A 12,889-nucleotide genomic window follows, 5' to 3' on the forward strand; every position below is an offset into this window, starting at 1 on the left:
GGCGATGAACGCAAACGGCAGCGTTGAGGTAAACGGCAACAGCGGGGCAAACGGCACCAGCGTCTCGATCCAGAACCTGTCGCTGAATTTCGGTGCGATATCGGTGCTGCAGACGCTCAACCTCGATGTCGCGGAAGGCGAGTTCATCGTGCTACTCGGCCCGTCCGGCTGCGGCAAGTCGACCTTGCTCAACTGCATTGCCGGGCTGCTCGACGTTTCTGAAGGCCGCATCTTCATCAAGGGCAAGAACGTCACCTGGGAAGAGCCAAAGGATCGCGGCATCGGCATGGTGTTCCAATCCTACGCACTCTATCCGCAGATGACGGTGGAGAAGAACCTGTCGTTCGGGCTGCGCGTTGCCGGCCTTGCCAAGGACGAGATCGCCAAGCGCATCGCCCGAGCCGCCGAGATCCTGCAGATCGAACCGCTTTTGCACCGCAAGCCGGCGGCCCTGTCCGGTGGCCAGCGCCAGCGCGTGGCGATCGGGCGCGCACTTGTGCGTGACGTCGATGTCTTTCTGTTCGACGAGCCGCTCTCCAACCTCGACGCCAAGCTGCGCGCGGAATTGCGCGTCGAGATAAAACTGCTGCATCGCAAGCTCGAGAACACCATGATCTACGTCACCCACGACCAGATCGAGGCGATGACGCTGGCCGACCGCATCGCGGTGATGAAGGGCGGCGTCATCCAGCAGCTCGATGCACCGCAGACCATCTATAACCGGCCGGTCAACCGGTTTGTCGCCGGCTTCCTCGGCTCGCCGGCAATGAACTTTCTCGACGGCAGGCTGGAGCAGGCGGACGGCGACTGGCACTTCGTCGCCGAGGATGTGCGGATACCGCTTGCCACCTATGCTTTCGAGAAGGACCCGGTGGCGGGGCCGGCCGTGTTCGGCATCCGCCCCGAGCATGTCGCGTTCAACAGCGGCACGGGATGGCCATTCGCAGCCACGGCAAATGTCGAAGTCGTCGAGCCGATGGGTTCCGACACGCTGGTCTGGCTGAAGCTCGGCGGCCAGAATTTCACGGTACGGGTGACAGCCGAGCGTACGCCAAACAACGCCGAGGCGGTCGGCATCGGTTTTGATCCGATGCGCGCTTCGCTTTTCGACGCCGCCACCGGCAACCGCCTCTAGAGCATGATTTAGCCTCCCAAGACGCTTCCATTCCCCCCAAGACCCCATCCCCCCAAGACTAACCATCCACAAGAAAACGGACAGAGACGATGAACTGGTCATTCCAACTTTACAGCGCCCGCAATTTCCAGCCCTGGGAGGGCGTGCTCAAGATGCTGGGCGAGCTTGGTTACAGCCAAGTCGAAGGGTTCGGCGGCGTCTATGACGATCCCAAGGCGTTCCGTGCCGAGCTCGACAAGAACGGGCTTGCCATGCCGACCGGGCATTTCTCGATCGACGCGCTCGAGAAGGATTTCGACGGCGTGCGCAGGACGGCCGACGCGCTCGGCATCACGCTGCTCATCTGCCCGTTCCTGAACGCCGAGTTCAGGCCGGCTGACACAGTCGGCTGGCGCGGCTTCGGCGAACGCCTGGCCAAGGTCGGCGAGACGGCCAAGAAAGCCGGCTATGGCTTTGCCTGGCACAACCATGATTTCGAGTTCAAGGCGCTCGCCGACGGCTCGGTGCCGCAGGACCACATCCTTTCCTCCGCGCCCGACATCGGCTGGGAGATGGATGTCGCCTGGGTGGTGCGCGGCGGCGTCGATCCGCTGCCCTGGATCGAGAAGCACGGCAAGCGCATCGTCGCCGTCCACGTCAAGGACATGGCCAAGGCGGGCGAGGGCCTCGACGAGGACGGCTGGTCCGACGTCGGCCACGGCACCATCGACTGGCCCGGCCTGATCAAGGCGCTGCGCGCCAAAAGCGCTGCAAAATACTACGTCATGGAACAGGACAACCCCAACGACATCGAGCGCTTCGCCCGCCGCTCGATCGCAGCCGCCAAGACCTATTAGGAGCACACCAGCATGGCAACAAAACTTGGCATCGGCGTCATCGGCTGCGGCAACATCTCGAAGGCGTATTTCTCGCTGGCGCCGCTGTTCCGCGGCATCGAGATGCGCGCCTGCGCCGACATCAACATGGAAGCGGCGAAAGCGCGGGCAAAAGAGTTCAAGCTGCGCGCCGAGACCGTCGAGGGGCTACTCAAGGCCGACGATATCGACATCATCGTCAACCTGACCATTCCGGCGGTGCATTACGAGGTGTCGAAGCAGATTCTCGACGCCGGCAAGCATGTTTATTCGGAGAAGCCCTTCGTGCTCTCGGTCAAGGAAGGGCTCGACCTGAAGAAACGGGCCGAAAGCAAGGGGCTGCGCATCGGTTCGGCGCCCGACACCTTCCTCGGCGGCGCGCACCAGCTTGTCCGCGACCTGATCGACACCGGCAGGCTCGGCAGGATCACCAGCGGCACCTGTCATGTGATGAGCCATGGGATGGAACATTGGCACCCCAATCCGGACTTCTTCTTCCAGCCGGGCGCCGGGCCGGTGCTCGATATCGGACCGTATTACATCACCAACCTGATCCAGCTGATCGGGCCGGTGAAGCAGGTCGCGGCTTTTGCTTCGATCCCGATGACGGAACGCATCATCAGCTCGAAGCCGCGCGCCGGCGAAAAGATCCCGGTCTCCACGCCGACGACGATCCATGGCGTGCTGGAATTCGAGAACGGCGCCGTGGTGACGCTCAACACCAGCTGGGATGTCTGGAGCCATGGCCACGCGCCGATGGAGCTCTATGGCGAGGCAGGCACGGTGTTCGTGCCGGATCCGAATTTCTTCGGCGGCGAGGTGCGCTACACCGAGGCCGCCAAGCCGGTGAAGAAGCTGCCGAAATGGCGGCATCCGTTCGGCGTGCCCAACGAGATGCATTCGCATGGCATGATGGCCAACTACCGCACCGCCGGCCTTGCCGACATGGCGATCGCGATTACCGAAGGCCGGCCGCACCGCTGCTCGATGGAACTGGCGCTGCATGCCGTCGATGTCATGACCGGCCTGTTGCGTTCTGGCGAGACCGGAAAGTTCGTCGCCATGCAGACCAGCTGCGAGCGGCCCGCGGCACTCGGCGTCAAGGCAGCGAAGGAGCTGCTGGCGAAGAAGAAAACGAAGTAGGCGGCGCACCTCCCAAGCACCGTAAAAGCCTCTCCCCGTTTGCGCGGGGAGAGGCTAAAGGTGCGGAAGGCTCGGCTGCCGTGCGTCGCGGCGACAGCCGTCGGGCTCGTTTCGATATGAGGATTTCCCATGCCCTATGTTCCCGCCGAGAACCGCTACGAAAAGATGGTCTACAATCGCTGCGGGCGGTCCGGCCTGAAGCTGCCGGCGATCTCGCTCGGGCTGTGGCACAATTTCGGCGACGACACGCCGCATAGAACCAAGCAGGCGATCACGCGCAAGGCCTTCGATCTCGGCATCACGCATTTCGACCTCGCCAACAATTACGGCCCGCCGCCCGGCTCGGCGGAGCGGGCCTTTGGCGAGATCCTGCGGACGGACTTTGCCGGTTATCGCGACGAGCTGATCATCTCGACCAAGGCCGGCTACGAAATGTGGGCAGGACCTTACGGCGAATGGGGCGGCCGCAAATATGTGCTGGCCAGCCTCGACCAGAGCCTGAAGCGGATGGGGCTCGACTATGTCGATATCTTCTATTCCCATCGCTTCGACCCCGACACCCCTCTGGAAGAGACGATGGGCGCGCTCGATCACGCGGTGCGCTCGGGCAAGGCGCTCTATGCCGGCATTTCCTCCTATAATTCACAGCGCACCCGCGAAGCCGCCGACATTTTGAAGCAGCTCGGCACGCCTTGCGTGATCCATCAGCCGAGCTATTCGATGCTCAACCGCTGGGTCGAGGATGACGGCCTGCTCGATACGCTGGAGGGGCTTGGCGTCGGTTCGATCGTGTTCTCGCCGCTGGCACAAGGCATGCTGACCGACAAATATCTCGGCGGCATCCCCGATGGCAGCCGCGCCAGCCAGGGCAAGTCGCTGCGCCCGGCATTCATCAACGATAAGTCGATCGCCAATATCGAGGCGCTGAACGTCATCGCGCGTCGCCGCGGCCAGACGCTGGCGCAGATGGCGCTGGCCTGGGTGTTGCGCCGGGGCAGGGTGACGTCGGCACTGATCGGCGCCAGCCGGCCTGAACAGGTCGTGGATTGCGTCGGCGCGCTCGAGACGCTCGACTTCAGCGATGCCGAGCTCGCCGAGATCGACACCTTTGCACGCGAGTCGGACATCAATCTCTGGGCGACGTCGGCCGAGCGCAAGGGGCCGCCAAGGAAGTAGGCGACTCCGGCATCCGGTCGCCGAAGGGCGACTGCTTCCGGGACGCTGAGCATGGAATGGCCGGGCAGCCGTGGAATGAAGGGCCGGATGCGTATCGCAAGAAGGTCGTTTCGACCGATTCGGGGTTAGGCGATGAATCAGGAAATCCGGCTTTTTGGCGCTATCGCGGTCCGCCCCGCCGTCCTTGCTCTCATATCCCAGTTCGAAACGGCCACGGGGTTCACAGTTGCGGTCAGGTGGGAGCTCAATCCGGCAGTAAAGAAGCAGATTGAAGCAGGGGAAGCTTTTGACATCGTTATCACCAATCCGAACCTGGTTCAGGATCTGACCGCCTTGGGAAAGGTCAAGGCGGGAAGCCAGGTAGCGTTTGGCCGAATAGCAATGGGAGTGGCGGCCAAGTCAGGCAGTCGACCGCTCGACATTGGGTCCGTGCAAGCATTCGAACAGGCGTTGAAGAGCGCCAGATCGATCGCCTATGCCAGTGAAGGAACCAGCGGTGGCTACTTCTCCGGTTTGCTGGAACGGTTGGGGATAGCGGACGAGGTGAAGCCCAAGCTGGTGGCCATACCAGGAGGGCAGACAGCGCCGGCCGTGGGCCGTGGGGAAGCCGAGTTGGGGGTCGTTCCCGTGACTTCGATTCTCGCGGCCGCTCCCGAGGTCATGCTTGTCGGTCAGTTTCCGGCAGAACTCCAAAGTTACGTCGACTTCGCCATTGGCATCAGTGCCGGTTCAACGAACGCAGAAGCTGCCGAGCAGCTGTCGGAATTTCTGATGTCGGCAGCCGTTGATGACATCCTGGCGGCAAAGGGTGTCGAGCGCCGCTAGAGCGTGCGATGAATCACGCCACAGGCACGCTGGAGATTGCCTCCTCAAACAGGCTCTAACTTTCGGCTGTCTTGAGGTTCCGCGCGGCTTCCTCGAGCGTCGCTCTGTCGTTGCCGAGCCTGTCGATCAGCTCTTGCGCCTGATCACCGGTTATCCCGGTGCGCATCGCCAGTGCCTCGACCGTCAGAACGTCGGAACTGGCGATCACTCCAGCCGGACCGCGGTCCGCGTCGTCGAGGTCAAGCTCTCGCTTCGCCTGCTGCCAATGACGCTCATGTTCGCCGTGCGGGCGGCCCTCGCGCACCCAGATTTCATAGGCTCGCTGCCGAATTTTTTCATGTCGATCGTCATCCATGGCGGTTCCTCCCTTGTGGCGTTTCACCAACGCGGGGAGCGCCGGAATGATCCGATGTTGATGCCGAATTCGCACACATGCCGGACAAATCCCGGGTTCTCACCGAACAAACACCGGACAGAATCGTTTTGCCGAGGAACCTGTACAGTGGGCCGACCGTTGAGCCGAGCCTTCCGCAAAGGAGATTACAATGGCCGACGACCCGAACGAATCCGCAGCACCGAAGATGACTCAACGTGAAGCTCAGGAAGCCCTGGAGAAGCAGGTCGCGCAGCTGAGGCGTGAGATCAACAAGATCAATCGGACCTTGGCCGAACGCGCGGAAGAGGCGATCGAAGAGGCCGGCGACTGGTATGACAGCGCTGCTGACCGCGCGTCCCGGACGGCGCAAGCCCTGCGCAACAGGGCGCAGACGGTTTCCGGGGTCGTCCAGGAGAATCCCGGCACAGTATCGTCCGCATTCATACTCGGAGCGGCCGTAGGGGCGCTACTGGGCCTCGCCTTGGCGGCCACAGACCAGCGCCGCGATCGCTGGTTCTAGTTCCGACCAAAAGTTTCCGGGCAGAAGCGGCGGGATTGCTCGCGCCGTTCGTTCGTTCAGCGGGTGACGCCGGTCAGGGCGTGGCCGGCTTCTGAGCGGTGCCGAGGGCTTTGGGCGCTGCGGCTACGGGCGCTGCCGTCTTCATCTTGTCCTCGATCCAGCCAGTGTAATTGGCCAGCCGCGTGTAGATGCCGTAGGCGTTCTTGTGGCCGCAGGCGGCGCCGCCGTCGGCCGGACCTTCGCCCCAGCTGACGACACCGACCTGCACCGGACCGTCGGCTCCGATTATGAACAGCGGTCCGCCGCTGTCGCCATTGCAGGCGTCGCGCTCGCCGCTGGCGGTGCCGGCGCAGATCATGTTGCTGGTAAGCGGATCGGCCATATCAGCAGCAATTGCATTGGCGGCCGCCTCGATGCCCCTTTCCGAGTAACGCATGCGGCGGGCGAGCTCGCCGAGCGCAGCCTTCAAATCATGCCCATAAATCGCCTTGATGCCGCTGTTGCAGGTTGCGTTCGGCTGGAGGTCCAGGTCGGCGACCATCAGCGCGGTGGGAAATGTTCCGTCCTGCATCTTGCCCCAGCCGGTGACCGACGTCTTGCCGGCGTCGGGGGTCGGCTCACGGGCAATTTTGATGATCGGGGCATCGGCCGGCTCGGCCAGCCGGATCAGGCCGAGATCGTTGTCCAGCGTCTGCTCGCTGTAGCCCTCGTTGACGATGATCTCCACCGCCTTGTAGCGCTTGCCCTCGCTGAGATCGGTGGCGCCGGTGAGCACGGTGACCACATCAGGCGAAATCGGCTCGCTGTCGTCATTGAGGCAGTGCGCCGCCGTCAGCACCCATTGCGGCGCGATCAGGCTGCCGCCGCAGAACTGAGCATTCGCCTGCGAGGCCGGGCTTTTGTCCAGTTTGCCGGTGGTCAGCAATGCCACCTGGAACGGGTAGGCGCCCGTCTCGGCCTGCTTGCCGCCGTAGACGCGCTCGGCGCCGTCGGGGTTCTCCGCCCTGGCCTTTGCCCTGGCCTCGGCCACGCGTTTCATCGGCGAGATCGCCGCCTCCGGCCGGGCGGCCGCGTCCGTGGCATGAACGGAATCAACGACCGGCAAGGCCGCCGCGATGCCAAGCAGCGCGGCGGCGGCAATCGGTCTGAACCTGTGGATGATCTTCACCTCGAACCCCCTGAGACAATATTCCGACAGGTCAGCCACGGACGCATGATCCACTGAAATGGAACCGGCCGGTGAGATCATGCTCCAAGGCGAAGCGCGATCCGTCACAAAACCGAGCACCACTTTTGCTAATCGTGCTGTCGAGCCAAGCCCGCCCAAATCCTATAGCCCCCCACGGGCTATGTGGAAGCAATTTGTCGTTGCCAATGTTGGATTATTTTAGGCAGTATACCGTTGCGGGCATTTTTGGCGGGGACCTAAACTGGCTGCACTGAATAATGGCCCGGTAAAGGCGCAGGCAACCAATTTCATTTTTCGTCACCACCACGATCTCGACAATATTTCTGTATCTTGATCCAGTCCTTGCTGACTTTTGGGAGAGTCTCACCATGACAAAACTGACACATAGCATTATTGCGTCCGCGTTGCTTTCCACCGCAATGTGGGCGGTTCCTGCCTTGGCTGCCGATCCAGGCTCCGCCAATGCCGGCAACGGCGAAAGCATGCGCGACGTGACATCGGGCGATTACAAGCCCGGCCGGGCGAAACCGATCGCCCCGCCGAAACTGACCGACGACGAGGCCAACCGCGCCGCGCCGCTCGCCGACGAAGCAACGGCGGTTAAATCCTATGGCATCGTCGGCCGTTCCGCCGATGGCAAGGACATCAAGATCGACCCGAACGAGACGCTGAAGGACCTTGTCATCAAGGAAATGAACGCGCCCGCCGACGGGCAGAAGTCCGATAATTCCGGACTAAGCGGAGGCGAAGAGGCCGGCCGCCAGGTGTTCGGGACGGACGACCGCGAGCAGATCAAGAATACCAAAACCTACCCGTTCACCGCGATCGGCTATCTCGAAGGCAAATCGAAGAGCGGCAGCTATGGCAGCTGCTCGGCGACACTGATCGGCCCGCGCACGGTGCTCACCGCGGCGCACTGCCTCTACAGCCACGAGGACAAGGCCTGGCTCGACGATATCCTGTTCGTGCCGGCTCTCAATGGCAAGACCGCCGACGACGCTCCGTTCGGCGCCTTCACCTATGAAAGCGCCTATATCGTCCAGGGCTTCATCGACAATTACCAAGGCTTTTACGGCTCTGTCGTGCCGTGGGATCTCGGCATCGTCACCCTCAAGCAGGATGTCGGCACCAATCTCGGCTGGCTGGGCTATGCCAACTATGTGGATCTCGGCGATTTCACCGCCAACATCATCGGCTATCCCGGCGACAAGCCGATGGGCACGATGTGGAAGGCGACCTGCGAAGTGCACGCCGAAAACATCGCCACCGAGTATTTCCAGTACGACTGCGACACGTATCCAGGTTCGAGCGGCAGCTCGGTCTATGCCTATGACAATGGCTCCAAGCAGCGCGTCATCACCGGCGTGAACGTGGCCGAGAGCCCGGATGCCAATACCGCCGTGCGCCTGAACGCCATCAACGTCCAGTGGATCAACAGCCTGTACAAATAGGCCTGCAGAGTGCGCGCCGCGATCATCGGGGCGGGTTATCTATTTTAGCGGCATTTCTGCGACGCCAAATGTGATCACACTTGGCGGCAAAATGCTCCAATCAAAGCCGGCGGCGGAGCATTTCCGTCGCCGGCTTTCGCATTTTCGGGGATTATCTGGATTGGGCCGGGGGTGGCGCCTGGCGGACATAGTTCTCGATTGGCAGGGCGAAGGTCGGCGAACCGGCCTTGCGCTCCTTGTCGATATAGCCGGCAAAATAGCTCCAGAACGAGGCGGCATAGTCGCGGAAATAGGAGTCGGCGACCTGACGCGAGCAAAGCCTGCCTTCGACGCAGAAGGAAAGACGGTTGAGGAAATAGACGATGCGGTCGAAATTGTCGCTGAACTCGGCAAGCGGCATGTCGCCGCCGGTTGCGCTCATCGCCTCGATGCCGATGCGTTGCCGATAGACCTGTTCCTCGGTCGGCGTGGGATTGGCGCTGAGCAGATTGCCGTATTTGGCATTGAGCGTCGCCAGGCGTTGCTTGAGGGCCCGTTGCGCCTGCTGGTAATCCTTGCTTTCCCAGAGCTCGACCAGCGACATCGTCTGTTCGACACGCTTCTGCTCCTGGTTTGCCAGGAACTGGTAGACCGAAAAGATCAAGGTGAAGATGATCGCCAGCCGTACCAGCAATCCGGACCAGGCATAGACAAGCATGCGCCAGTCGCGATCGGTGAACGGGTTCGCCTCCTTCTTGACCTCGTGATTGCTCACCCAAGGCAGGCCTTCGACGGTTTCCGGCAGTGACGCCGGCTTCTTTTGCGGTACCGGCGCCGCCCCTGCCTGCTGCGTTGCGTCGCTCCCTGCTTTCGTCATCCGCAGCTGTCCAGTTCGATGATAGCTGACGGATCGAGCACGATGCCCGGCGTCTCCAGCTTCTTCTTCAGGCAATCCAGCTGCGCCCGCGAAACGATGAACTGCACGTCAGGCTCCACCTGCGGCTTGCCCGGCGACGGCAACGGCTCGACCACGCCGCGTGAGGTGCAGCTGCTGAGATCGACGACGACGGCGGTGTTGCCGGTTTTGGCGATCTGGTCGTACTGATCGAGAAAGCAACTCGCCAGTTCGGAGTTGATGACGACCTCCTTGGCGCAAAGGCCGCAGATCTCGTCCGCCGAGGCATTGGCGGCCAGCAACAGCCCGGCGACAAGGCCGGCGGTTGTTGCGCGCCACGAAAATACCATCCTGTTCACGAACGCCCTCATCCGTTCCGTTCGGCCGCCGACAGCGGCGGTCGAAGAATGTTCATAATCAGCCGATTAGGCAAGAGGCCCGGCCGGGCGCTTGATCCCGCTTCACGCGCGCGGCACCGTCTCCATCGGGAAGATCATCACGGCGCCCTTCGACCCCTTGTCGTCGGTGAGCCGCATGGCCGACCGCGTCGCCGGCGCCATGCCGATATCGGCCAGCATATCGGAGAAACTTGGCTGTCCCAGTCCGCGCGTTACCGAGATAACCCCCGCTTGCGCCAGGAAGCTCAGGTCCTGCTTCTCGCTCTGCGGCGGCGCCTCGGTCAAGACGGCGATCATCCGCTCCATGCCGAAGCTGGTGTCGGTGAATTTGAACAGGCCTTCCTCGAGCACGGCGCCCTCGGTCAGGCGCTCGGCAAGAAAATGCTGGATGGAATAGTCGGAGCCGACATAGAGCACGTTGATGTCAACCAGGTTGGTCGAGCCGTTCCTGACCAGCACATGCACCTGATCGTCGGGCGAAACACGCGGCACCGTCGACGGCTCGATAGGCTGCAGCGCGTCACTGTCCAGACGCTTGATCCGGAACTCGACGTCGACCTCTTCCGGCCGATAATCCGAAGCGGCGGCCAGCCTCGACAGGCCGATGGCGCGGAAGATTTTTGTCAGGTTCCTGGCCGCGGCGTCGATCAGCTTTTCGCGGCCGTCCGGATGAATGACGATCAGCGGCGGCTTGCTGCCATCCTTGAGCGTCATGTCGCCCGAAGCTGGCAGGAACCACAGCGCCGGCGCGTCGGTGGCGTCTTCTGCGGCGCCGGCAATGGCATTCTCGCGCAGCACGGCGAGACGCAGATCTGCGCTCTTGCCCGGCTCGACCAGCGCGATGTGGAACCCTGAGTTCTCCCTGGCCGCCAGATCGTCGAGAACCGAGTTCGCCAGCGCAGCCTCTTTCTCGAGGCCTTTGGCCGCTGCCGGCCGCGCGACCACGAGCTTGTAGTCGACGGCGAGCTCGGCGAGCCGGGCATAGGCATTGGCGGGGATGTCAGCCAGCTTGAGCGCCGGCTTGCCGCCGAACTCGACCGGCTGGACCCGGCTCTCCAGGTTCTTTGCCGATCGCACCTGGAGATAACCAAGCGCCTCGGACAGCGGCGACAGCGCCGACGGCAAGATTGCCAGCTTGCTGCCGGGGGTGAGGCGATGCAGCAGTCCGGCGCCGATCGTGGCTTTGTCGTCCTTGACGACGATCGGCCATTGCATGACCGCATCGGTCTTGTCGGTGCCGAAGACGCGTGCGTCGAGTTCTCCCTCGAACAGCGGCGTTGGCCGGGTGCGGCCGTCCGCCGAATATTGCTGCAGCACCGACTGACCGAGCTGGCGGTAGGTGATGTTGGGGTTCTCGGCCAGTTTCGACAGGATGGTGAAGGTGAACAGCCCGAAACGCGGCGCATCGGCCGTGCCCCTGGGCAGCGGCATCTCAGGCGTCGTCTCCACCGTCTGCGCCGCGTAGAAGGCGACCAATTTACCCTTGGTGGTCGGCTCGGCGCCGGTCGGCGCCAGCTTGAAGGCCGGCTTGCGCTGCCCGTCCTCGTCAAAGCCGCGCGGCGCGGCCGACGCAATCCCGTCATAGGCTTTCACCGCAGCCGCCCTGGCAGCATCGTCGCCGCCGACCAGATCGGCGAACTCGACCTTGCGTTCCAGCTCGTCGTCGACCTCGGCGGCGCGCGTCGCCGTGCCGGAATGGCAGCAGTCGAACACGGCCCAGATAAAGGCGCCCTTGTCGCGAATGGCGTCGAGCGCGGTGCCGATCTCGTTGTCGACCAGCGCATTGGGCACGCCCTGTTCGCGGTTGACCCATTTGTCGATGTCGGACGGCAAGAAAATTTCGTCGAGGCCGTCGGTCTCGTCGCCCTTGGTCGCCGCGGGCTGTTGCGCGCCGTGACCGGACAAATGCAGATAGACGAAATCATCACGCTGGACCTTGGCGGCAAGGTCGGCGAGTGCTGCCTTGATCGCCGCATGTGTCGGCGGTCCGTTGGCGCCTTCGACATCCTTGGCGAGCAGCGTGACGTTTTCGGCCAGGAATTTTACCGGCGCGGGCGTGTTCCCCAGGAGGTAATCGCGCACCAGGCCGGCATCGTTTTTCGGTCCGATCAGCCAGTTTTTCTTCGGCAGGTTCGGGTAATCGGTGCAGGCAACAAGCAGCGCATGGTAGGTGCGCGCCGCTGCGAATGCCCGAAACGGCACCAGGCCGGCAGCGGCCAGCGCAGACGTGCCGGCAAGCAGCGTCCGCCGCGTCACTTTGATCATGGTTGCTTCCCCAAGCCCGATCGAATTTCCAAGCACGGCCAGCCTGGCTGACGATTTTGTCAGTATTTTGAATATGGCGCCGCCGGCCAGCCGACCACCGGCTGCGAATAGAAACAGTAGCAAAAATAGCAGTTCGTCGCTATCTCAGTGCAAGAGGTCGAATTGCATGCGAACTGGCAGTGATCGGCACGGAGCGGCTTGGAACGGGATCATGGCGGCAAGGGATGTACTGACGAAGAACCAGCTTTGCGTTCTCGAGAAACTCGAGGCCGCCAGCGGGCCGCTCAGCGCCTATACGTTGCTCGACCAATTGCGCGAGCGCGGTTTTCGTGCACCGCTGCAGATCTATCGGGCGCTCGACACGCTGGTGAAGTCCGGCTTCGTGCACAGGCTCGAAAGCCTCAATTCCTTCGTCGCCTGTGCCGAGCCGCACGACCACAGCCATTCGATGACGGCGTTTGCCATCTGCGACAGCTGCGGCCAGGTGACCGAGTTCTCCGACCACGATGTCGGCCACCGGCTCGACGAATGGGTGCGCTCGACCGGCTTCGCCGCCAAGAAGGCGGTGATCGAGTTTCGTGGGACTTGTGCGAAGTGTTTGGCTGAAGCGGCTTGAGGGCTTACTAAGCCGCGAGATGCTGGCGGGACAGCGCCCCCCCCTCTGTCCTGCCGGACATCTCCCC

General features: G+C 62.7%; 13 protein-coding genes. 8 read left to right on the forward strand and 5 right to left on the reverse strand.

Annotated elements, in window-relative coordinates:
- The first annotated feature begins 4 nt into the window (after positions 1-4).
- The 5 genes from NKG95_RS21825 to NKG95_RS21845 all read left to right on the forward strand — a co-directional run bounded on the left by NKG95_RS21825 (position 5) and on the right by NKG95_RS21845 (position 5,133).
- The gene (locus NKG95_RS21825) at positions 5-1,135 is read left to right on the forward strand and encodes an ABC transporter ATP-binding protein (protein WP_353042480.1); all 1,131 of its coding nucleotides are present in this window, start codon (positions 5-7) and stop codon (positions 1,133-1,135) included.
- Between the two features lie 89 nt (positions 1,136-1,224).
- Positions 1,225-1,971 (forward strand): sugar phosphate isomerase/epimerase family protein, encoded by a 747-nt coding sequence (locus NKG95_RS21830; protein WP_353042481.1) that lies wholly within the window; start codon positions 1,225-1,227, stop codon positions 1,969-1,971.
- Between the two features lie 12 nt (positions 1,972-1,983).
- The gene (locus tag NKG95_RS21835) at positions 1,984-3,132 is read left to right on the forward strand and encodes a Gfo/Idh/MocA family protein (RefSeq protein ID WP_352816858.1); all 1,149 of its coding nucleotides are present in this window, start codon (positions 1,984-1,986) and stop codon (positions 3,130-3,132) included.
- A gap of 129 nt (positions 3,133-3,261) precedes the next feature.
- Positions 3,262-4,308: an L-glyceraldehyde 3-phosphate reductase gene (gene mgrA, locus NKG95_RS21840; RefSeq protein WP_352495501.1), complete on the forward strand. Its 1,047-nt coding sequence runs from the start codon at positions 3,262-3,264 to the stop codon at positions 4,306-4,308.
- Positions 4,309-4,440: 132 nt separating this feature from the next.
- Entirely contained in the window at positions 4,441-5,133 is a 693-nt protein-coding gene (locus NKG95_RS21845; protein ID WP_353042483.1) for a molybdate ABC transporter substrate-binding protein, read from the forward strand.
- Positions 5,134-5,188: 55 nt separating this feature from the next.
- Here NKG95_RS21845 and NKG95_RS21850 read toward each other — a convergent pair whose 3' ends face one another.
- Positions 5,189-5,488, reverse strand: a complete 300-nt coding sequence (locus NKG95_RS21850; RefSeq protein ID WP_353042485.1) for a DUF2934 domain-containing protein — start codon at positions 5,486-5,488, stop codon at positions 5,189-5,191.
- A gap of 190 nt (positions 5,489-5,678) precedes the next feature.
- Here NKG95_RS21850 and NKG95_RS21855 point away from each other — a divergent pair, with 190 nt between their 5' ends.
- Positions 5,679-6,029: a hypothetical protein gene (locus NKG95_RS21855; protein WP_353026369.1), complete on the forward strand. Its 351-nt coding sequence runs from the start codon at positions 5,679-5,681 to the stop codon at positions 6,027-6,029.
- A 73-nt stretch (positions 6,030-6,102) separates the two neighbouring features.
- Here the strand turns inward: NKG95_RS21855 and NKG95_RS21860 are convergent, their stop codons facing one another.
- The gene (locus NKG95_RS21860) at positions 6,103-7,236 is read right to left on the reverse strand and encodes a S1 family serine peptidase (RefSeq protein ID WP_353042487.1); all 1,134 of its coding nucleotides are present in this window, start codon (positions 7,234-7,236) and stop codon (positions 6,103-6,105) included.
- Between the two features lie 350 nt (positions 7,237-7,586).
- Between NKG95_RS21860 and NKG95_RS21865 the strand changes: the two genes are divergently transcribed.
- Positions 7,587-8,669: a trypsin-like serine peptidase gene (locus NKG95_RS21865; RefSeq protein ID WP_031194911.1), complete on the forward strand. Its 1,083-nt coding sequence runs from the start codon at positions 7,587-7,589 to the stop codon at positions 8,667-8,669.
- Between the two features lie 151 nt (positions 8,670-8,820).
- Here NKG95_RS21865 and NKG95_RS21870 read toward each other — a convergent pair whose 3' ends face one another.
- From NKG95_RS21870 to NKG95_RS21880, 3 genes are all read right to left on the reverse strand, one after another.
- Complete coding sequence (locus NKG95_RS21870) at positions 8,821-9,525, reverse strand: DUF4760 domain-containing protein (protein ID WP_352483605.1); 705 nt, start codon at positions 9,523-9,525, stop codon at positions 8,821-8,823.
- Complete coding sequence (locus tag NKG95_RS21875) at positions 9,522-9,893, reverse strand: hypothetical protein (protein WP_352483640.1); 372 nt, start codon at positions 9,891-9,893, stop codon at positions 9,522-9,524. Before NKG95_RS21875 ends, NKG95_RS21870 begins: the two co-directional genes overlap by 4 nt.
- A gap of 111 nt (positions 9,894-10,004) precedes the next feature.
- The gene (locus NKG95_RS21880; RefSeq protein WP_353042489.1) at positions 10,005-12,206 is read right to left on the reverse strand and encodes a caspase family protein; all 2,202 of its coding nucleotides are present in this window, start codon (positions 12,204-12,206) and stop codon (positions 10,005-10,007) included.
- A 211-nt stretch (positions 12,207-12,417) separates the two neighbouring features.
- Between NKG95_RS21880 and NKG95_RS21885 the strand changes: the two genes are divergently transcribed.
- Entirely contained in the window at positions 12,418-12,822 is a 405-nt protein-coding gene (locus NKG95_RS21885; RefSeq protein ID WP_353042491.1) for a Fur family transcriptional regulator, read from the forward strand.
- Positions 12,823-12,889: the final 67 nt, after the last annotated feature.

It is taken from the genome of Mesorhizobium sp. M1423, assembly GCF_040317575.1.
Classification (GTDB): domain Bacteria; phylum Pseudomonadota; class Alphaproteobacteria; order Rhizobiales; family Rhizobiaceae; genus Mesorhizobium.